The 20,217-nt window shown below is 40.0% G+C and carries 17 protein-coding genes; 9 read left to right on the top strand and 8 right to left on the bottom strand.

Translation table 11 applies throughout. From position 1 onward, the window contains the following. Positions 1 to 44: 44 nt before the first annotated feature. On the bottom strand, positions 45 to 1,916 hold the full coding sequence (gene iorA, locus PLL47_RS03395; RefSeq protein ID WP_324444792.1) for an indolepyruvate ferredoxin oxidoreductase subunit alpha: 1,872 nt from the start codon (positions 1,914 to 1,916) through the stop codon (positions 45 to 47). A 428-nt stretch (positions 1,917 to 2,344) separates the two neighbouring features. On the opposite strand from iorA, the gene PLL47_RS03390 reads away from it, so the two are divergent. After that, positions 2,345 to 2,488, top strand: coding sequence for a hypothetical protein (locus tag PLL47_RS03390; protein WP_324444791.1), 144 nt, complete (start codon positions 2,345 to 2,347; stop codon positions 2,486 to 2,488). Between the two features lie 90 nt (positions 2,489 to 2,578). Here the strand turns inward: PLL47_RS03390 and PLL47_RS03385 are convergent, their stop codons facing one another. Next, positions 2,579 to 2,746 carry a hypothetical protein gene (locus PLL47_RS03385; RefSeq protein ID WP_324444790.1) on the bottom strand — a complete coding sequence of 56 codons (168 nt, stop codon included), beginning with the start codon at positions 2,744 to 2,746 and terminating at the stop codon, positions 2,579 to 2,581. Between the two features lie 323 nt (positions 2,747 to 3,069). Between PLL47_RS03385 and PLL47_RS03380 the strand changes: the two genes are divergently transcribed. Further along, a complete protein-coding gene (locus PLL47_RS03380) occupies positions 3,070 to 4,311 on the top strand; it encodes a cation:proton antiporter (protein ID WP_324444789.1) in 1,242 nt (413 codons plus the stop codon). Here the strand turns inward: PLL47_RS03380 and PLL47_RS03375 are convergent. Further along, positions 4,292 to 4,444 carry a hypothetical protein gene (locus tag PLL47_RS03375; RefSeq protein ID WP_324444788.1) on the bottom strand — a complete coding sequence of 51 codons (153 nt, stop codon included), beginning with the start codon at positions 4,442 to 4,444 and terminating at the stop codon, positions 4,292 to 4,294. The genes PLL47_RS03380 and PLL47_RS03375 overlap by 20 nt on opposite strands. 432 nt (positions 4,445 to 4,876) lie before the next feature. Here PLL47_RS03375 and PLL47_RS03370 point away from each other — a divergent pair, with 432 nt between their 5' ends. The 3 genes from PLL47_RS03370 to PLL47_RS03360 all read left to right on the top strand — a co-directional run bounded on the left by PLL47_RS03370 (position 4,877) and on the right by PLL47_RS03360 (position 9,402). Then, complete coding sequence (locus PLL47_RS03370) at positions 4,877 to 5,341, top strand: MarR family winged helix-turn-helix transcriptional regulator (protein ID WP_324444787.1); 465 nt, start codon at positions 4,877 to 4,879, stop codon at positions 5,339 to 5,341. A 22-nt stretch (positions 5,342 to 5,363) separates the two neighbouring features. Continuing rightward, on the top strand, positions 5,364 to 6,770 hold the full coding sequence (locus PLL47_RS03365) for an MATE family efflux transporter (RefSeq protein WP_324444786.1): 1,407 nt from the start codon (positions 5,364 to 5,366) through the stop codon (positions 6,768 to 6,770). 1,297 nt (positions 6,771 to 8,067) lie between these two features. Continuing rightward, the gene (locus PLL47_RS03360; RefSeq protein WP_324444785.1) at positions 8,068 to 9,402 is read left to right on the top strand and encodes a COG1361 S-layer family protein; all 1,335 of its coding nucleotides are present in this window, start codon (positions 8,068 to 8,070) and stop codon (positions 9,400 to 9,402) included. Between the two features lie 150 nt (positions 9,403 to 9,552). On the opposite strand, the gene PLL47_RS03355 is transcribed toward PLL47_RS03360, so the two are convergent. The 4 genes from PLL47_RS03355 to PLL47_RS03340 form a co-directional block, all read right to left on the bottom strand. Beyond that, entirely contained in the window at positions 9,553 to 10,704 is a 1,152-nt protein-coding gene (locus tag PLL47_RS03355) for an ISH3 family transposase (protein WP_324444784.1), read from the bottom strand. A 463-nt stretch (positions 10,705 to 11,167) separates the two neighbouring features. Continuing rightward, a complete protein-coding gene (locus tag PLL47_RS03350) occupies positions 11,168 to 11,452 on the bottom strand; it encodes a hypothetical protein (RefSeq protein ID WP_324444783.1) in 285 nt (94 codons plus the stop codon). A 179-nt stretch (positions 11,453 to 11,631) separates the two neighbouring features. Continuing rightward, positions 11,632 to 12,807, bottom strand: a complete 1,176-nt coding sequence (locus PLL47_RS03345; protein WP_324444782.1) for an ATP-grasp domain-containing protein — start codon at positions 12,805 to 12,807, stop codon at positions 11,632 to 11,634. A gap of 367 nt (positions 12,808 to 13,174) precedes the next feature. Beyond that, positions 13,175 to 14,059 carry a DMT family transporter gene (locus tag PLL47_RS03340; protein WP_324444781.1) on the bottom strand — a complete coding sequence of 295 codons (885 nt, stop codon included), beginning with the start codon at positions 14,057 to 14,059 and terminating at the stop codon, positions 13,175 to 13,177. Positions 14,060 to 14,346: 287 nt separating this feature from the next. Between PLL47_RS03340 and PLL47_RS03335 the strand changes: the two genes are divergently transcribed. After that, complete coding sequence (locus PLL47_RS03335) at positions 14,347 to 16,722, top strand: PGF-pre-PGF domain-containing protein (RefSeq protein WP_324444780.1); 2,376 nt, start codon at positions 14,347 to 14,349, stop codon at positions 16,720 to 16,722. Positions 16,723 to 16,870: 148 nt separating this feature from the next. Here PLL47_RS03335 and tatC (PLL47_RS03330) read toward each other — a convergent pair whose 3' ends face one another. Beyond that, entirely contained in the window at positions 16,871 to 17,632 is a 762-nt protein-coding gene (gene tatC, locus PLL47_RS03330; protein ID WP_324444779.1) for a Sec-independent protein translocase TatC, read from the bottom strand. 449 nt (positions 17,633 to 18,081) lie between these two features. Here tatC (PLL47_RS03330) and tatC (PLL47_RS03325) point away from each other — a divergent pair, with 449 nt between their 5' ends. From tatC (PLL47_RS03325) to PLL47_RS03315, 3 genes are all read left to right on the top strand, one after another. Continuing rightward, on the top strand, positions 18,082 to 18,858 hold the full coding sequence (tatC, locus tag PLL47_RS03325; protein ID WP_324444778.1) for a twin-arginine translocase subunit TatC: 777 nt from the start codon (positions 18,082 to 18,084) through the stop codon (positions 18,856 to 18,858). A 129-nt stretch (positions 18,859 to 18,987) separates the two neighbouring features. Further along, on the top strand, positions 18,988 to 19,356 hold the full coding sequence (locus PLL47_RS14945; RefSeq protein WP_324444777.1) for a twin-arginine translocase TatA/TatE family subunit: 369 nt from the start codon (positions 18,988 to 18,990) through the stop codon (positions 19,354 to 19,356). 233 nt (positions 19,357 to 19,589) lie between these two features. Continuing rightward, complete coding sequence (locus tag PLL47_RS03315) at positions 19,590 to 19,901, top strand: twin-arginine translocase TatA/TatE family subunit (RefSeq protein WP_324444776.1); 312 nt, start codon at positions 19,590 to 19,592, stop codon at positions 19,899 to 19,901. The last annotated feature ends 316 nt before the right edge of the window (positions 19,902 to 20,217 follow it).

Here is a 20,217-nt window from a genome sequence, read left to right as displayed (position 1 = left end):
CACAACTCCCTGTCCTCCAACACCTGCAACCAGAATATCGTACTTCATTTCTTCACCCCTCTTTCCCTTATGACTCCCGAAGGACATACCTGCGCACAGAGCCCGCAGCCGCTGCAGCTGTCCTGAATTACAGGCTTATCCTCTCCCGCAGGCAGGAAAATAGCAGGGCATCCTAGCTGCTTTACACAGAACCCGCAGCCTGTACAGCTATCAGCATCAATTTCAAAACGTATCCTGGATTTGGTGATCCCCACGCATCTCCCTTTAAACACGACTGCAGAAGGACCTTTAAATTCCATAGCTTCTTTTGCTGCCTCAATGCAGTCTTCAAGGCTGTTTTTCAGGCTTTCTATATCTACTGACCTTACAAATTCGACCCCGCAGCTCCGGATCACATCGGAGATGTCAATCGCTTTGGAAGGGTTTCCAAGTACAGTAAGCCCTATTCCAGGATGGGGCTGGTGCCCTGTCATGGCAGTTGTGCGGTTGTCAAGGACTGCAAGGGTAACATCGGCTCCGTTGTAAACAGCATTTATCACAGCAGGGATTCCTGAGTGGAAGAAGGTCGAATCCCCTATGAAAGCAACCTGCTTTGCTCCAGGGTTCGTGCGGGAAAGCCCTCCTGCAATGCTCATCCCTGCCCCCATACAGAGGCAGGTGTCAACCATGTTGAGGGGGTATGCGTTTCCAAGAGTATAGCAGCCGATATCTCCGGAAAAAATAGTTTCAACTTTGGAGTCCTTTTTGAGCTGCTTTGCAGCCTGCTTGAATGCGTAAAAAACGGTCCTGTGCATGCAGCCGGCGCAGAGGGTTGGAGCCCGGACAGGCAGGAGCGGAAGTTCTCCTCTTAAAACGGCAGGAACAGCATGGGAAAGACTGGAATTTTCTCCGAGTTCTGCAAGCACTTTGTTTATACAATCAATAACAATATCAACGTTATATTCCCCGCTGACCGGGAAAAAGCCGTTCTTTTTTCCGTAAACGTCAACAGGCAGGTGAGATTTTCCGATAAGCTGGAGTGCCTGTTCTTCAAGGTAGGGGTCAAGTTCCTCGACCACAATCAGTTTTTCGATCCTCTTTAGGAAGGAAAGAGCTGCTTTTTCAGGGAATGGATAAACTGTCCCGACCCGGAAGAGAGTGAAAAGCTCTTCAAAACCTTTTACAGCCTCCTTTACATAGAGGGCTGAAACCCCTGAGGCTATAATCCCTATTTTTCCGCTTCCTGAAACGGAATTGTACGGAAGCTCTGAAAAGCGGTCTGAAAGCTGCACCTGCACGTTTTCAAGCAGAGGATGCCGTTCTGCAGTAAGCCTTGGAAAAATCGTCCAGCGCCTGTCTTTTGTAAAACCTTCACAGGAAACATTAACCGGTGCAGGTTCCGGGTTTAAAAGTTGAACGTCTTCGCAGCTGTGGGAAACCCGCGTTGTGGTCCTGAGAATGACAGGGGTTTCAAACTCGTGTGATATTTCAAAAGCCAGCTTTGTAAGCTCGTAAGCCTCCTGCGGAGTTGCAGGGTCAAGTACAGGGATATTTGCAAAATGCCCGAAAGCCCTTGTGTCCTGTTCAGTCTGGGAAGAATGAGGTCCCGGGTCATCTGCAACAAGCAGGACAAGAGCTCCTTTTACGCCGATGTATGTCAGGCTCATAAGGGGGTCGGATGCAACGTTTAGTCCTACCTGTTTCATGGTCACAAGAGCCTTTGCTCCGGAATAAGCCGCTCCTACAGCCGTTTCAAGTGCGACTTTTTCGTTGCTTGACCACTCGGTATAGATCCCGCAATTTTCGGCATGACGGGCAATTGTTTCCAGAGCTTCGGTCGAGGGGGTGCCGGGATATCCCGTTACTACCTGTACTCCGGCTTCTATTGCTCCAAGTGCAATGGCTTCATTACCCATTAACAGTTTTTTTTCAGTCAAATAAGCTCATCTCGGATCGTGGGTAATATTTAATGAAATGTATAATTTTGACAGCCTCAAAGGAAATAAAATGAGGTTGAAAACGAACCTGAATTCCCAAATAATCTGATAAAATTGTTTTGAGAATTCAAAAAGAATTTAAGGAATTTTTCCAACGCTCTCGCTGTGGAAAAATGATGTTCATCTATGTACAATGCTGTGGGAAGAAGTACGTAAAATTCGAATATAAAGTTTTTGTTTTATGAGGAGGTGTGATTATCGATTTACGCTTAACAGTTATAATGTCATTTATAACTGTAGAATAATTATATATATGTTAAAATACAGTTTATCTGTTAAGGTTAAATTTGAGCTGCATTAATCTTACAAATTAGACTGCCTATTTGAGATCCATAAACCTGAAATTGCTTAAAGAGGTCATGAACTTGTTGTCAAAAAAACAGTTAGCAGTGGAAAATGCAAAGGAAATAGAGGCAATTACCAACTCGCTGGTAAAGGAAATCGATGCATTGAAAAAGAAAGTAGAAGCGCTGAGGGAATCATTAAAAGAAGATGAACGTTTTGTAAGATAAAAAAGGTGTGGGACAAAGAATAAAACTCATTCTTCCTCCCTCTTTAAAAACGATAAATAAAACCGGCAGGAAGCCGATCTGGTTTCTCACTTAAACCATTTGTTTGCCTTTTCCTTTAAAACCTGTTCTCAGATTGTTGTTCTTCGCGATTTTGTGATTTTCTTCGCATTTAAGCCGTTTATCGGTTTTTGCGTTATAAGCTCTGGATCTTCCCTTAACGGCATCATCATGTCTGTCTTCAACGATGTTTTTTACCATACTAATCCCCCTGAAGATTTATTAAATCACTGCATATACTGAGATCAAAATATTTAACAGTATTGAATCATATTTTTCCTTTCTCACAGCTTGATGAGATTATAATTTTGTGGAAAAATCATCATACTTCCCTTTGCTGAGACCCAATGATTTATATTATATTAATATTAATAAGCGGCTTTATGAATTCATCCTGTATGCTTCAGACAGGCTGTGGATGCAAAAAAATTTGCTTAACAGTTGTTAAGATGCAGTTTGTGAGGAACACGGCTATATAATTTTCAAATAGCCAGGGAAATGTAAAAACGGTATGGTGAAATTGTATGATCCCAAAGGATATGGTAATCTTTTTCCTTGAGATCGCTGTGATGCTTTTTATGGCGCTGTCCTGCGGCCATATAATGAGCAGGCTTGGCTTTCCTGCAGTTTTTGGCGAACTTTTTGGCGGTATTATCCTCGGTCCGACTGTCTGGGGATGGCTCAGTCCTGATACTTATCAATTATTATTCCCGGAGACAGGTGTTGTTTTTCAGAGCAGGGATGCCCTTATCCAGATTTGCATGCTTTTCTTTTTATTCGCTGCAGGTCTGGAAATGAACCTGGACCTTGTTAAAAAGCAGGGCAAAAATATAGCCTGGGCCAGTTTAATGGGCATAGTTGTTCCGTTTATAATGGGTATCGGGATAGTCTTTCTGTTCCCGGACCTGTGGAAAGAACATTTTCAGGGAAGGACATTGTTTTTTGCGATGTTTATGGGCACGGCACTTTCCATATCTGCCCTTCCGGTCATTGTGAGAACCCTCATGGACCTTAATCTGATGAAAACGGATATTGGAATGGTGATTACCGGCGCTGCAACTATCGATGACCTTGTAGGATGGTCTTTATTCGCCTTTGTGTTAAGCAATTTCGCACATGAAAGCGTCATGAATATCCCCCCTTATGTTACTTTCATTCTGGTGATATTGCTTTTCGTTTTCATGGTCACCATAGGTCGCTTTGTGGCTCAAAGATCTCAAAAATGGTTTAAGTCGCACCTGCCGTGGCCGGGTTCATTCCTCGGGATAACGACTGTCCTTGTACTGCTGACAGCAGCCGGTGCTGAACTGATAGGAATACATTCCGTATTTGGCGCTTTTTTAGTGGGGCTGGCTTTTTCCCAGAACCTTGAGAAGCGTGATGATGCACATGAGATGATCTATCAGTTTGTTATGTATTTTTTCGCCCCACTCTATTTTGTTTCAATCGGGCTGAGGGCGAATTTCGTGGAATCATTTGACCCTGTCCTTGTGCTGGCAGTTCTTGTCATTGCATGCCTGGGTAAGGTGCTTGGAGTCACATTTGGTTTGATGATCAGCAAGATGCACTGGAGACAATCAGTTGCAATAGGCTTTGCCATGAACGCCAGGGGTGCAATGGAAATGATTCTGGCTACAGTTGCCAGGGATGCCGGACTCATTGATGACCATGTATTTGTGGCTTTAATCTTTATGGCCCTGGTTACATCCTTTATAAGCGGGCCGATTATCAGCCGCTTACATGCTTTTAATCGCCCAAATGTCTAACTTCAAAAATATTAAATTTTTCTGAAAGAGGGATAATCCCTCTCAACCCTTTTTTAAGACCTGCTTTCAAATTCTTTTCATCCTTGCAGACTAATGGTTCTAAATCCTGTGTAACTTTTTTAATTTGTCTCACGTGTTATGTTGAACGTATTATATAGATTTAGTTTCTTGTGTAATTAGAAAATGAATATACATTCTACATATCTCTTTAATATTAGTTTCATGCGTATTTATTATTGGGATAGATATTGTTTCAAAAAGGGCTTTTTTGCATCATAAGTATGAAGATCCAGTGATGAGAATCCAGCTATATTTTTCCATTCTCTTTTCTCTTCCGGGCAGCAGATCTATATTACCGGTCTATATTGCCGGTCTTATTATATCTTTAAACTTCCTGAACAGAAGTGGACACAGGGTATTTACGGTTGTTATTTAGTTTCATACGTAACTATTATATACTTCATGATTGTATGGGGGTGTTATATAGAGTAGTTTCACAGGGAATCATTTTGTTAATTGCCCTTATCAAAATGCTATCTCAATTCATAAAAATGAAGGAGAAAATATGGAGGACCAGGTAATACTGCTCGGCACTATTGCCCATATTTACCGGAGCCATCTGGCATACATGGCAAAGGAACTCGAGGCTTACAGAGTCGGAAGCGGGCAGTTTGAGTTTCTGCTGGTTTTATACCACAAAAATGGGATCTCTCAGGAAAATCTTGCAAGAATCCTGAAAGTGAGCAAAGCGACCAGTGCCAGAGCGATCCAGAACCTGGAAAAAGAAGGTTATGTGTACAGGCAAAGGGACGAAAACGACCTTAGAGCTTACAGGGTTTACCTGACTGATAAAGGAAAGGAAATGAGAGATATAATTTTTAAAAAGTTGAACTCTTTTACAGACATTCTCTTTTCTAACTTTACCTCCGAAGAAAAAGAAATTTTCAGGCTGCTCAGCCATAAAGCTTCAATTAAACTTTTTGAGCCCGGGTTCGAGCCTCCATCTGATAGGTCGGATGACCCTAAGTGAAAACTATAGAGGCGAAAAAAAAATGGAAGAAAAAAGTGAATTTCTCGGTACAGAGAATATAAGAAAACTCCTGTTTAAACTTTCAACTCCCGTAATCATCGGAATGCTGGTGCAGGCAATCTATAATGTTGTGGACACCTTTTTCGTGGGACTGGCCTATGGAGAAAACAGCGTTCAGGCTATAGGCGGCCTTTCAATTGCTTTTCCAGTCCAGATGATAATAATGGCTTTTGGAATCGTTCTCGGGACCGGGGGCTCTTCAATAATTTCGCGTGCCCTTGGAGCGCGAGAAAATGAAAAAGCCGAAAGAGTTCTTGGAAATGTTTTTTCCCTGAGTTTAATTTTAAGTGTGCTTATAGCCGTTCCCTGTCTTCTTTATCTTGACCCGATTTTGAAGGTTTTCGGAGCAACTGCCGGAGTTCTGCCTTATGCCCGGGATTATCTTAAATACATAATTTCAGGTGGTATTTTCTTTGTCTTTGGAGTGGCTGCTCAGAATATTGTCAGATCTGAAGGAAATGCCCGCCTTGCAATGAATGTTATGCTTATAGGAGGCGGCCTCAACATTCTTCTTGACCCGCTTTTCATGCTTGGTTACGGGATGGGTGTTGAAGGCGCTGCAATTGCAACCGTACTGTCACAGGCTGTAGCTTCAGTTTGTCTTCTGTTCTACTACCTCAAAGGAAAGGGGTCTGTTCATTTCAGGCCAGAAACCCTGAAACCAGACATGAAAATCATTAAGGAAATCGGGGCTATTGGTACCGGGTCTTTTGTGATGGAAAGTGCGAGCAGTGTAATGATGATTTTCGTGTATAATTCGCTTGCAAATTATGGAGGAGATGTCGCAATTGCCGTTTTTGGTATAGTGATGAAGATCAATTCCTTTATTTTCCTGCCCCTCCTGGGTATTGCTTTTGGCTTGCAGCCGATTGTAGGGTTTAACTATGGAGCCAAAAGGTATGAAAGGATAGCTGAAGCCGTAAAATCAGCTCTTCTAGTGACTACGGCTTTCGGGGTTTTCGGCCTGCTTATTGTTTATTTCTTCGCAGAGAAACTCTTCATTATTTTCAGTGCAGATCCGGAGTATCTGGAGCTCGGGAAAATTGCTGTAAGGGTTATGGTTCTTGGAACTCCTTTGATAGGTCTGAATGTAGTCACATCAATCCTGTTTCAGGCACTGGGAAAAGCCAGACCTGCTTTTCTCCTCTCTATCAGCCGGCAGCTCCTCTTCCTGATCCCTGCTGTTGTTATCCTTCCACGTTTATACGAACTGGACGGGGTCTGGGCAGCGTTTCCGGTTTCGGACATGCTGGCATTTCTGCTTTCCGGGTTTATGCTTTACAGGATACACAGAATATTTAAAGAACGCAAAGTTACTTCAAAAATCACCCCTGAATCAGAAACTGCAGATAAGGCATTGAATGTCTGATACTCATCAAAGAAACTTCAAACAACATTAAAAAACCGTTTGTGAACTACCACTCAGCTAAAGACTGAGCGGTTACCTGGTCTTTTCCTCCTTCTATTGAGGGCAGGTCCCCAGGCTCTTATCCACTTTTCGCAGGTGTCACAATCGAATTAGATTTTGATCTATGGAGCGAATTTACTGATATTGATCGAGGCGTTTTATTGATAGATGCGTTTATATCTCTATCATGTTTTGTTTTTGATCAGGACATTCAATTCACGAGCTGAAGACCAGTAGAATGTCAGAGCCTCATGTGCTTATGGCATTGTTCCGCACTGATATTTGACGATTTAATGTTGCGGTTTTCCAGTTCAAATGTGTCAGTCCTATTCCTATTCTATAACCATATTTCATTTTAAGACACGCTCTCAGCCAATTATTTGCGGAAGGTGCATGAAACAGGTCTTCTAATGTCGAGTTTTCCATATGGTATTTTTTTAAAATTTGTAATTTTGCAGAATAAAACTGGCAAACCGTTCTATTTACAGAAAACAGTTTCCAGAGAAAATTGGTGTAAGTTTTGAACAATTCTAACGCACAATAACACTTTATAGTAATCTTAAAAGGTGATTAAAGGCTAATTAAAAGCTTAATTAATAGAATAATGCTTATAAAAACTTCATTTCTAAATTTATTTCATAAATTTCTTTCTTTCTGGTAAGTATGCTTTTATTATTAAATGCCCATGGAGGGGTTGACTGCCTCAATCCCTCCTGAACAGTCAGCTGACAGAGCGCCTGTCTAATAGGTGTTTCAGTCAGATAGGAGTAAAAGAGAACTATCACCTGGAAGGATACCTCGCCACCAGAAAACTAAAACTCCTTTACAAGATCCCGGGTGTTACCTGTTCAGGAACAAAGGAGAGGAGCAGTCAAAACAGAAACCCCTGCACCCCAGAAAATAAAGGCTGAGGCGCCATGCACCCCGCTGGTGCCTCAACCCTGTCATATCCAAAGTTATGAGCCATTCTCACTCTAGTGCTCCGGCAAAGGGCATCAGATCAGATTGCAAAACAGGTAGAGGTAGATAGAAACCAGAAGAAAGGTACGAAAATCAAACTCAAGCTACTCTGAAAATATTCAGGTTTGGCCTGAAAAGTTGAACCCGGATTTTACTGATTTTTAGAGGTGTAATTTTGATACTTTCAAAAATAATAGATATATTTAAAACGAAACTAAGCTCTTTGCAAATAATGGATCCTTTCGAAAAAATGGCGAGTTATTACGATGAACTGGATCCATAGATTGAGGAATAAAAAATGAAGAGATTTTCTTTACTGGCAATCTTGCTGCTATTTTCTGTATTCATATGCCTGGGAGCTGGAACAGCGCTGGGCGGATCAAATGGAAACATAACTTCCTCATATCTGGATGTAAATTTAACAAATCAAAATCCTGACACTGCCCGCCCAGGAGAACCTGTTGAACTAACTGTCAGCGTGCAGAACGTGGGCACAAAGGATGTAAAAGATATTTCTGTCAAAGTCAACCCTGAATATCCTTTTACCGAGATTTCCGGAGAATCCCTTGAAAAAAACATCTCCTATTTGAATGCGAGGCAGGACGACGATGAGGGAGGCGTTCTTAAATTCAAGCTCATGACTGATTCCAATGCATCCGCAGGTACGTATGATATAGACATAGTCACTACCTATAAAAGCGGCTCCGGGTCTTCTTCAACCACGTACACAACTACAGAAACTGTCACTATCGAGGTAAGGGGCAAAGAATATGCCCAGATTGTGACCATTGACAAAGCAAATATTGACATTGCCAAGGAAGAGGATCTGGAGTTCATTGTAACAAATACTGGAACCTCGCCTCTGAAGAACCTGATCGTCTCCTGGACAGACCCTGACGGTGTAATCCTCCCTGTCTACTCGGACAATACAAAGTACATCAAATATCTTGATGCAGGTGAATCAGTAAACGTTACTTATGCCGTAATGGCAGATGTAAATGCAGATCCAGGTCTTTATACTCTGGACATAAATCTCACTATGGAAGATTATGACTCAAATGAAACAACTATCAATACTACAGCCGGTGTTTTCGTTGGTGGAGAAACCGACTTTGATGTTTCCTTCTCCGAAAGTGATGAAGGAGAGATCTCGCTTTCAGTTGCAAACGTGGGAAACAATATCGCATACTCTGTGAAAGTATCAATTCCGGACCAGGAAAATTACAGGGTATCGGGAAGTTCATCAACAATTGTAGGAAATCTGGAGAAAGGAGACTACACAATAGCGTCCTTTGATATCGCAAGCACGCAGGCAGCTTCCGGTACAGATGAAAACTCAGACCAGGGTATTGCAAAAGCCAGTCAGGAAGGAAATGCCACTTCCGTTTCAGGATACGATTCACCATTAAAAGTTCAGATTGAATATACGGATGCAAAAGGGGTAAGAAATACGATAGATAAAGACGTAGAAATTGAAATGACCTCTTCTTCTGCAGCAGAAGGCGGGCCAGAACAGGATAAAGGCGGCATAAGTTCTTACCTCCCATATATTGCTGTAATAGTGCTTGCAGCCGGAGTATTTGTGTACCGGAAAAAGATACAGAAAAAAATACTGGAAAGGGGAGAGAAATAAATCAGGGAATAAAGGTTTGAAGAAAAGAAAGCTGGCTTTAAGTCGCCAGGAGACTGAAAAATAAATATCCGCAGATAATGGAACAGTGAATAAGCGGAAGAAGGTCAGTAGTTCGCTAAAATCTTTCCTCCACTTTTACTCTACCTTCATTTATCTCAAACACCACACTGTTGTCCTTACTCTTAACTTTCTTCTTAACCATTCCTCAATTAGAAGTATAAATACATCAAACCTGAACTTATCCTCATCTATAACTTGAGGCCCTCTCTTAACAATCGTAAAATGTTTTTTCTGAATGTATAACCATATATTTTTAAGGAGGAAAGATACCAGTGCATAAAAGTACCTTATAGTTGCGTTTTTAGATGATGTCTTTGGTCTAACCACATTCCTCATCCTGTATGATGATTCAATAGCAAATCTTCTTCTGTAAACTGTACTGACCTTTCGTGGAGACCATTTAACTCCAAAAACAACAAAACCAAGGTTCTCACATCCCTTTTTATCTCTTTTTCCTTTCAGATACTTAACATCAATGATAATGTCTAAAAGAATCTTTTTCTTAGAGTTCTTCATGACATATTGTGTACTCCGAGCCTTATTCCCCTTCAGAAGTTGCTTCATCTTCTCTCCTTTCTTGACAACAGGAACTATGTGAGGAATACCATTACTTTGCAAAAATTCAAACACATCTATGGAATAAAACTCTCTATCAAGGCAGAGAACCTTGATTTTAAAATCCAGTTTATTGATGAGATCAATAAAGTAGGAGAGATATTCAACCATTGTTTTGTCTTTTTCTACAGGAAGAACAGATACAGTAAACCTTTCGTTCTTGTTAGTAATGTAGAGGGAGATATATGAGTAAAAAGAGTTTGTTGACTTTTTAGCCTGACTACGGATTACATATTTCTCATTAGATGAATCTGTTTTCCCGTAATAAGGATCGTTGGTGAGATCAATAGCAAATTCATAGCCTTTACCTGTTTTGAGAGTTTTTAGAGGATTTTGAAGGAGAATATTTTCGTTGGATAGGATCAATTCTTCCATGTTTAGTTTCTTAAGATGATGACGTAGAGAGGTTTCACAAGCAACAGCAGAATACTGTTTTGAAACAGAATGGACTGAATTTTTATCGACTGCCATACTCACAACAGTACGAATTATATCTTCACTTGTAAGAGAACCATTTATTTTAATGGTTACATGAGATGTAAGAGGTTCCAATACATAATCAATACAGTATTTTGATTTTAATTCCATTTTAAAGCTATTTCCAAGCTTATTTGTGAAAAAAGACATAGGGAGGTATTTTCATTACATATAAATGTATCGAATAGCCTCCTTTATGAAAAAATCAAAATTAGCGAAGTACTGAAGGTGTCTGTGATAGATATGATTTATTGTTTCATGAAAAAATATTTTTGAATGCCAGGATCTATCCTGACCAGAAAAAAATCTCAAAGGCTGCCTGCAAAACCTTTTTGAGTTCACTGAAACTCACTATAACTGAGTGACCTTCAAAGTCACCTCCAATTTTTTTATCGCAAACGTGATCTCTTCTTTGGCATATGGCATCTCGAGATAATTGACGCAATTAAAGTATTCAAGTTTGCTATTCCCTGCCCTGCAAGTTTTCCATTTCCTTCCCGGTAAAAACCTTCCAGAACAAAGAGTTTGCTGAAGCAAAGGACTGGATCCGTGAATAATAAAAGGAGTAATAATGGCGTTCAAGGGAGCGCCGTTAACGATTCCTGAATATTTATTAATAATTAGTTTTATTTTCAACTGTTGTTGTTAAATTTTTAGTTTTATTTTCAACTGTTGTGGTTAAATTTTTAGTTTTATTTTCAACTGTTGTTGTTAAATTTTTAGTTTTATTTTCAACTGTTGTTGTTAAATTTTTAGTTTCATTTTCAATTTTTTTAGTTTCGTTCTCTGGTGCTTTTTGAGAACAACCAGAGGCAAATAACACCAGTGTGATAAGTATCACTATAATCAGCACAGCACCAAAAAATTTTATTTTCCCGATACTCTCATCCCCTTTCACAATAGATGTGGAAATATATTCCCCATTAATAATATATATTTGTATTTATATAACTTATCTTCCAAATATTACAGTTTCTCATTCAAACCCCCTGAGAAATCACTTTATCGAGTTAAATGAAGTTTCTGAGATTCAGCGTCCAGTGAAAACAATATTTTGTACAGGCTCCAGGAGAAAAGTCACCTGAAAGTGATATACTCCTTCAAATCTGATATTAAAATCCTTTCAATCTCGCTCCAGCTGCTGTCCTCTGTTTCCGTGAACAGGAAACCAAATAGCCCGTATTTTTCATGGTCGGCTTTCCTGAACTCCAGGGGGTTTTCAAAGTCGGAGAGAAGCTTTTCGTAATCAAAAGCCTTTACATATTTTGAATCGATTTCCGCAGGTTTATTCAATATTACAAGGCAGAAACTCTTTCCTTCTCTTCCTGTAAGAATTTTATCCCATTCCGGCTCAAGCTGTTCCAGGAAATACCTGTACGTGTTGATCCCGTAAGCAAAATATGCAATATCCGTTGTGCACCAGCCGGCAAAACGCATGGGGTTAAGTTCGATCAGCTGTATTCTCCGGTCTTCTCCTATCCTCAGTTCTATATGCAGGGGAAAATTTCTGAGTCCGGCAAGTTTTCCTATTTCTTTTAACAGGTCTTCAACGGTTTCCCTGTAAGTTTCTATAACTGATTTTGAAGTAAAATATACCCGGTCGTTGACATCGTTATCAGAAGAAAAAATATGTTTAAAGATGTTGAGGACTACAGGTTTCCCTGCGCTGTTGAAATAAGCATCAACTGCAAACTCTTCGCCTTCGATGTTTTCTTCAATGATGAATTTTCCGGTATCAAGAACCTGTTCGGGATAACGTCCCTTGATCTCCTCAACTTCGGCTTTTATGCGCCTGAGGACAGAGTCCCATTCATCATCAGATGAAACCCTGTACACACCGAGGCTGAAAAAACCCACAGCAGGCTTTATAATGAAGGGTTTCTTTATATCTTCAACCCTGAGTTCGTCCAGTTTTTCAAAATCAATTCCCTGAAAATAAAAATCAGGGTATATCCTTTCCAGCAGTTTTCTGAATTTTATTTTGTTCTTGAACAGCTCTATTTTCTCAGGCAGCCCGGTAAAACCAAGGTTTTCCGAAATCCAGCCAATGGAATTTTCGGAATTGGAATAAAGAGCATATTCGCCTTTTTCTTTTATTAATTCGATAAACTCAGCTTCTTCAAGAAGCTTAAGCTTTTTTTCTGCATTTATACTCAATCCGGCTGCCATTTCATTTTTTAAAACAGGGATCTGCAACTCTGCAGCAGTATTTTTTAAAAATTCGGAGACGTAGGGAAAATCGAGGATTAACATTTTTCTAACCTTTTTCAATATCTTTCGGCATGAGGTATGGAGCCAGATAATGAGAGAGGTTAGTAATATTTATTTTGGAACGCGTTTTGATATTTGTTATGCAGCAGATCAAAATTATTTAGAGTTAAAACGAGCTGCAGGAAATAAGTTTAAAAAGATGGTTTTGTCGTCAGAGTCTATCCAGCCTGTAATATAAAGGACTGCAGCGAAAACCGGAACAGAGACAACACTGAGGAACAGGATATCCACATAAGACTTCAAGAGGATAATGATCACAGAAACCACGACCTGAGCGGAGCGAAAAGGACTGCAGGCTCCCGAATCGCAATTCGGGTGAGACAGAGAATAACACTGCATTGGTTAAATTTCAGGCTTTATCTTCCTCCAGGCTCATAAGGAGAGAACTTGCGAGAATGAGGACGCAGCCGACCATAGTACTCCTGGAAACCGGATCGTTTAAAATTAAATAAGCAAAAAAGATGGCACTCACAGGCTCAAGCAGGGAAATTATGCTCGCATTATGGGCTTTCACGTGCTCAAGCCCTGTGAAATAGAGAATGGAGCCGATTGATGTTATCATTACCCCGAGAAAGAGAAGGACAGGCAGGTTTTCAAGCAGGGCTGCGGAAGATACCCGAAGCATGAAGGGAAAGAGAATTACGAGGGTCACGCCTGTAGAAAGGAAAAGCTGTTCAAGTCCAGAATATTCGTCTCTCAAGTAGCGTGAGGTCATAATTATACAGGCATAGAAAAACCCTGAAAAAAGACCCATAAGAACTCCGAATAAGTATCCTGAGCCGGCTTCTACCGTGCCTGGAATAAGATTTTCAGGGCCTATAACTACCACTACCCCTGCAAGTGAGAGTACAAGAGCAGCAAGATTTTTTGCGCTGATTTTTTCTTTAAGGATAAAAGGAGCCATCATCAGGACATAAAGAGGGGCGGTATAGAGCAGAAGAACTGATATTGAAACATTTGTAAAACTCACAGCCGTGTAATAGGAGAGCATGACTCCTGCCTGCCAGGCTCCGAGAAGCAGCAGAGTTTTTCTTTTACCCCTGAGTTTTATTCCTGAGAGTTTTCCTCTGGCTCCAAGATAAACAGCAAGAACCAGAAAACCAAGAAGAATCTGGCAAAAAACAACAGCTCCTGCATCCATATTTTTAATATACAGGAAAAAGATTCCTGCAAACCCGTAAATAACGGATGAAGCAATAACCTGAGCATTTGCTTTTAAGTACCTGGGATCCATAACCTCTGCAAATAAGGGTTTCTGTTAAATAATACTTTCCGGGGTTTCATAAAGTAACTAAGGATATTTTTAAGGCCATTTTGAATTTTTTAACCCTTCTGTTATGCTTTCCTGTGAAAGAAGCTCATATTTCTATGTGGCTCGTTTCGATTCAACCTCCATTCCTGAAAAGGATTTGACCAAAAGAAATATAAAAAGTCAACTGACATAAAATATTTAGAAGTTGAAAAAAGTATATCTGTACAACTATTTTTAGGACAAATTTGTTAAAATCTAAGGGGAAAGAAATGAGAAATAGAACTAAATTCCTTTCAATGATTCTTATTTTTATAATATCCTTATCATCTACGGCATCCGCAGGCGAAATTACAGTAGACGACGATTATGGAGCTAATTATACATCAATCCAGGAAGCTGTGAATAATTCCACATCAGGAGACACAATAATTGTGAGACCTGGTACTTATACTGAAAACGTTATCGTCAATACAACAGGGATAACTATCAGATCAGAATCGAATAATAGTGATGCACAGGTAAACCCCCTGAATAAAAGTCTGAGCACCTTTCTGATACAAGCTAATAATATAACGATCAGCGGTTTAAAGATAACAGGAGCCAGTAATAATTCTGATAAAGATGCGATCTTCGTTTATGGCGATATGAATAATCTGACAGGCAATACAATTGAAAACGGTTCTATTGTTCTGGGATCCTATACACTAAGCAATTTAACAGACGTCTATTATAGCGACATGAATAACGTGACAGGTAATACCATTGAAAATGGTTCTATTACGCTGTATGCCGAGGTATCAGGCAATTTAATAGCCGAAAATAAAATTTCTAACGGCGAAGAAGGTGTACATATCTCCTGCTGTGGAATAAATAATACAGTATCAGGTAATACGATCTTAAAATGTTCCACAGGTATCTATGAATACGATCAGGGGGCGGATATTCGTAACAACAGGATTACTGACTGCGATTATGGGATTGATCTTGGCGCTTCAAGTTCAGGAGGAATCGACAATAATACAATATTAAACTGTGATGTAGGGATTCGTTTAGGAGAAGCTAGTTATGCTGACATAATCAATAATACTATCACGTCCTGTGCAGAATGCGGGATTTATGATATGTATGGCAACAGCACTAAACTAATCTATAACAATTATTTTAACAACACTCTGAACGTAAGGTTTGGAGCTGGCGCAGCGAGGAATACCTGGAATAGTTCTCTTACACCGGGTACTAACATTGTAGGAGGACCTTACATTGGCGGCAATTACTGGGCAAAGCCAGATGGAACCGGATTCTCCCAGACCACTTTAGATCTGGATGGGAATGGAATTGGAGATCTGCCGTATAATGTCTATGAGAATGATTATGACTATTTACCTCTTGTAATTCAGTCCAGTTCAGTTACTCCAACTGCGAATTTTACTGCCAACGTCACTTATGGTACCGCACCTCTCTCAGTCCAGTTTACCGACAGTTCAGAAAATGCAACCGGATGGAACTGGGACTTTGGAGACGGAACTACTTCAAACGAAAAAGATCCGGTTCACATTTATTTATCAGCAGGAAACTATACTGTTAACCTGACAGTAAACAACTCAAAAGGTTCAGATTCAAAGTTAACTACAATAACTGTTTCTGAAAAAATGGGATCAGTACTTCCTGTAGCAGACTTCAGTATCAGCGTTACAGGCGGTTATGCTCCGCTTTCCGTGACCTTTACTGATCTATCTCAAAACGCAACAACCATAAGCTGGGATGTTAACAGCGATGGGACCGAAGACTCAAAAGCTTCAAGCTTTACTTACGAGTACGCTTCTTCAGGGACTTATACCGCCAAACTGACTGCTACCAATGCAAACGGCACGAATGAAAAAACTGCTACAATAATTGTAGATCGGAAGAGCAGCGGCGGAAGCAGCGGTGGCGGGGGAGGCGGCGGAGGAGGATCCCCAGAACCTGCAAAGAACGTTAAAGTAAAGGAACTTGCTCAGGTCTTCATAACAAATGGAAAAGCTGTAAAGTTTGACTTCACAAAAAATGCTACTGCGGTTGTTAATTTGAGTTTTGACCCAAAAAAGACCGCTGGTAAGACAACAACTACTATTGAAATGCTTAAAAACAGGTCCACGCTCACTCTGAATGCGCCGGAAGGCGAAGTATACAACTACCTGAACATATGGGTTGGAAACGGCGGGTATGGAAGTGATGAAAACAATCTTGGAAACGCGGTTATTTGCTTCAAGGTTGAAAAGTCCTGGATGCAGGATAAAAACGTCGACCAGTCTTCAATAATCCTGAACAGGTATAATAACAAAACATGGAATGAACTTCCAACCTCCTACCTTAAGGAAGATAGCAAATACCTGTATTTCACAGCAAAAACCCCTGGATTTTCTCCATTTGCAATCACAGGCAAGGCAAAAATGACTGTAAATAACATACCGTCAGCAGTGGATGATACACAGAATAATGCAGGAAATACAACAGAAAATATTGAACAGACACCTGAAGAAACTCAGAGCTCAAACACTTCCGGAGAAGAAGGCTTTAATACGGCTGATTTTTTACGGGCTTTTGTTCTCATTTGTCTGCTCTGTGTGATGGGTGTGTTCGTGTTCAAAATGGATAAAAAGGAATAAAAATGCAGGTAGTGCAGGGTCTTTGATCAAACATGGAAGATGGACAGATTTACCTTATTAGTCCGATATAAGATAGTCCGGTTAAAAATGGTCTGATTTAAATCTGTCTTCTTTCCTATTTTTCGATTTCTCTTCCCATCACCTTTTCTCATGAGACTGAAGAATCGGGCTTTGAAACCTTATTTTTCACTCCAATTATCCTTACAATCACCATACTGATCTCAAAAAAGATTACCATGGGCACGGCGACCATCATCTGGCTGAAGACATCTGCCCCTGGAGTAACAAGAGCTGCAACGAACATCGCAAGAACATAGATATGCTTGCGGTAGGTCACAAGAGTGCTGTATTGTACAAATCCGTTTCGGGTAAGGAAAGTGAGAACTATCGGGAGTTCAAAGACCAGACCGAATATTGCTGTGGTTGTTGCTATAAATGAAATGAATTTGAAGATAGAATAAGTAGCAGTCACTCCTGAACTTTCGGCATCCATGTAAAGGAATTTAAGAAACAGAGGCAGCATGAGGAAGTAAGAATAAGCAGCTCCAAGGACAAACATTATTACTACCGCTATGCTCAGGAAAAAAAACTGGCCTTTTCCGATATATACGGGAATTTTAATAGAATATCTTCTTGAAACAGCCCTATAAACATAGAATGCAATAATGGGCAGGGTAAAGAGCAGTCCTATTATGATAGAGAGTTTAAGTTCCAGCATCATTACTTCCAGAGGAGATACGTAAACCAGCTTTGCACCTTCCGGAAGGAGGTCAATTTTCATTCTCTCGATCAGGGGACTGGTAAACTGGAAAGAGACAACAATGCCTGTGAGAAGAACTGCGGCTATCACAAGCAATTTGTTTCTCAGGGTCACCAGAATTGCACTTAAGTTTTCAATAGCTTCAGACATATAGAGTACCTATCCGGAAAGCAAAAGGAAATTTGTTATCTTACTTTAAAGAATCTGTATCCACTGCAGGAGTTTATATCATCAACTTTCCTTTTCCTATTTTGTTTTTTCCTTTCGTTTTTATGCAGTTTCTTCAAGGATTCTTTTCTGCTTATTCCTAAATTGCAGCAATTCAAGGAGAAATCTAATTATTTGAAATAATAATTCCGCTATAATTTCAACTGATTAAGCAAATGTATTATTATACAAAGTATAGTATAATAATTTAATTATTGTCTTAACCGGGATCATACTGTAATGATTTAAATACTATAAATATTCAGAATACGGAATAGATTACAGGGCATCCGTACAGAATACTGGAATATTTGTAAAAGATCTTCAGATTGAAGCCAATAAAATATTCCGATATAAATATATTTAGGTACGTGTAAGTAAGAGCGGAAAAAATGGACTCGCAGCAAACAGGTAATGTAACCCCTTCCACAAATGCATCCGGGAAGAACTCATATGCATCCGGTGTACCGGGGGATATTGAAGAACCCGTTATGGCACACCTGTTCGAGCTCAGGAACCGGCTGGCAGTCGTTTTAATCTGGCTCATAATAGGAATAATTATTTCTTTTCCGTTTTCGGCAAAGGGAATGCTGCTTATCTGGAAAGAGTTCATAGGTCCAGGTTTGATAATGTCATCGTACTCCCCTCTGGAATGGACCCTGGCCCGCCTCAAACTCTGCCTGGTATTTGCCCTTGCAATTTCAATTCCACTGTCCTTTTACCAGCTTTACAGGTTTGCAGCCAAAGGGCTTTATCCGCATGAAAGACGCTTTTTCCTCAAAGTTATCCCTGCATCTTTCCTGCTCTTTATCCTGGGAACCACAATCGGCTACTTCCTTGTCCTGCCCGCGATGTTCAAATATATTCTCTTCTACTCGGGAGATCTGGCTACAGCCCAGCTTTCAGTCCAGAACACTCTGTCAGCCGTTACCACAATTCTGGCAGGTTTCGGAGTTGTGTTCCAGCTTCCCCTTCTCGTGGTCTTTGCAGTGAAAATGGGACTTGTACAGTATGAGACCCTCAAAAAACAGAGGATTCTCATCTACAGCGCAATTCTGGCTTTTTCCCTTTTCCTTTCCCCTGACCCGACATTCATCGCCCAGATAGTTGTGGCGGTTTTGCTCGCAGTCCTCTTTGAATTCAGCTTGCTGCTTGTCCGGCTGTTTTAAGAATATAACTGGAATCTGGTGGAACATGCTTTGTCAAAAAACCTTCTTTTTAAAAGAATTTTCAGACAAAGCCCTCCCACAAACTGTTTTAAAAGAACTTTTATATCTGGATGATGATAGTAGCCAGCAATGATAGGCTCTACAGAACTGATAGCAATCTTAATAGCTGCCCTCTTTCTCTTTGGGCCCCAGAAGCTTCCTGAGCTTGCACGGTCACTCGGAAGTGCAATGGGAGAGTTTAAAAAAGCCCAGCGCGCAGCTGAGCTGGAGCTTACGGAATTCGACTCTTATACCCGAAAGGCTGCAAGTAAAGCCAGGGAAAAAGAGGGAGATAAGGAAGGAGTAGAAGTTAGCCCTGCAGAAAGCGGGAAAGAAAAAAAAGATAGTGAAAACAGTAATAAGAAAACAAAGGCCAATCCACTGAATGCGCTGGAATGCAGACCTTCTCTACCTGATCAGGTAACAATTCCTGAAAATCAAAACACAGGAATGAAGTAAAAGGGAATAACTTTTGAACATATTAAAAATGAAATAAAAAAAATTAAATAATATAAATCGTTACTTATAATAATTTAAAATAAAAAGTTTATATAACATGAATAGACTTAGCCTAATTTAAAGATATTCAAGTCATTCATTTAAATAATCAGAAAATTTTACGTTATTTAGATTGCAATTATCAACTTTGAATTTTATATTATTGTTGAAAACGAAAAGCTTGAGGTCCAGCAATGATAGGCACAAATGAACTTATAATGATTTTCGGAGTAGTTGTAATTCTTTTTGGGGCATCCAAACTTCCTGAACTTGCCCGATCTATGGGGAGTTCAGTGGGAGAATTCAAAAAAGCCCAGAAAGAATCAGAAAAAAGTCTTAAAGAATTTGAGAAATCATTAACAGAGCCTACACCAACCCCTACGAAAACAAAGGTGCAGGAAACAGCTGAAAAACTGGGAATTGACATAAAAGGAAAAACCGACGACCAGCTTCTTGAAGAAATCCAGAAGAGTGCCGAGAAACCAAAAGAAGTTTCAGTGCCATGAAAGAAATCTAAAGGATAAGCTTTTCTTTTCACCTTATTTTATTTAGGATTGATTGAAATATAACTTCAATTTTTCCTTCTGAATAGCTCTATACCCTTAGTTCCCACTTTTGCTCTATACCCTTAGTTCCTACCTTTTAAGCGCATAATTTTCATGTTCTATTTGAACCATCTCAATTCATGCGCATTCATCTCAATTCATGCGCATTCGGGCATGAATTTTTCCTCTTTTGATCTTTAATTTGAATGGTTTAAATATGACTATGTGCTTATATTATAAGCACATATGAAATCTACACTCCGTATCAAGAAAATAA

This window comes from Methanosarcina sp., assembly GCF_035390745.1.
GTDB lineage: Archaea > Halobacteriota > Methanosarcinia > Methanosarcinales > Methanosarcinaceae > Methanosarcina.
This window is presented reverse-complemented; position numbering and strand designations above follow the sequence as displayed.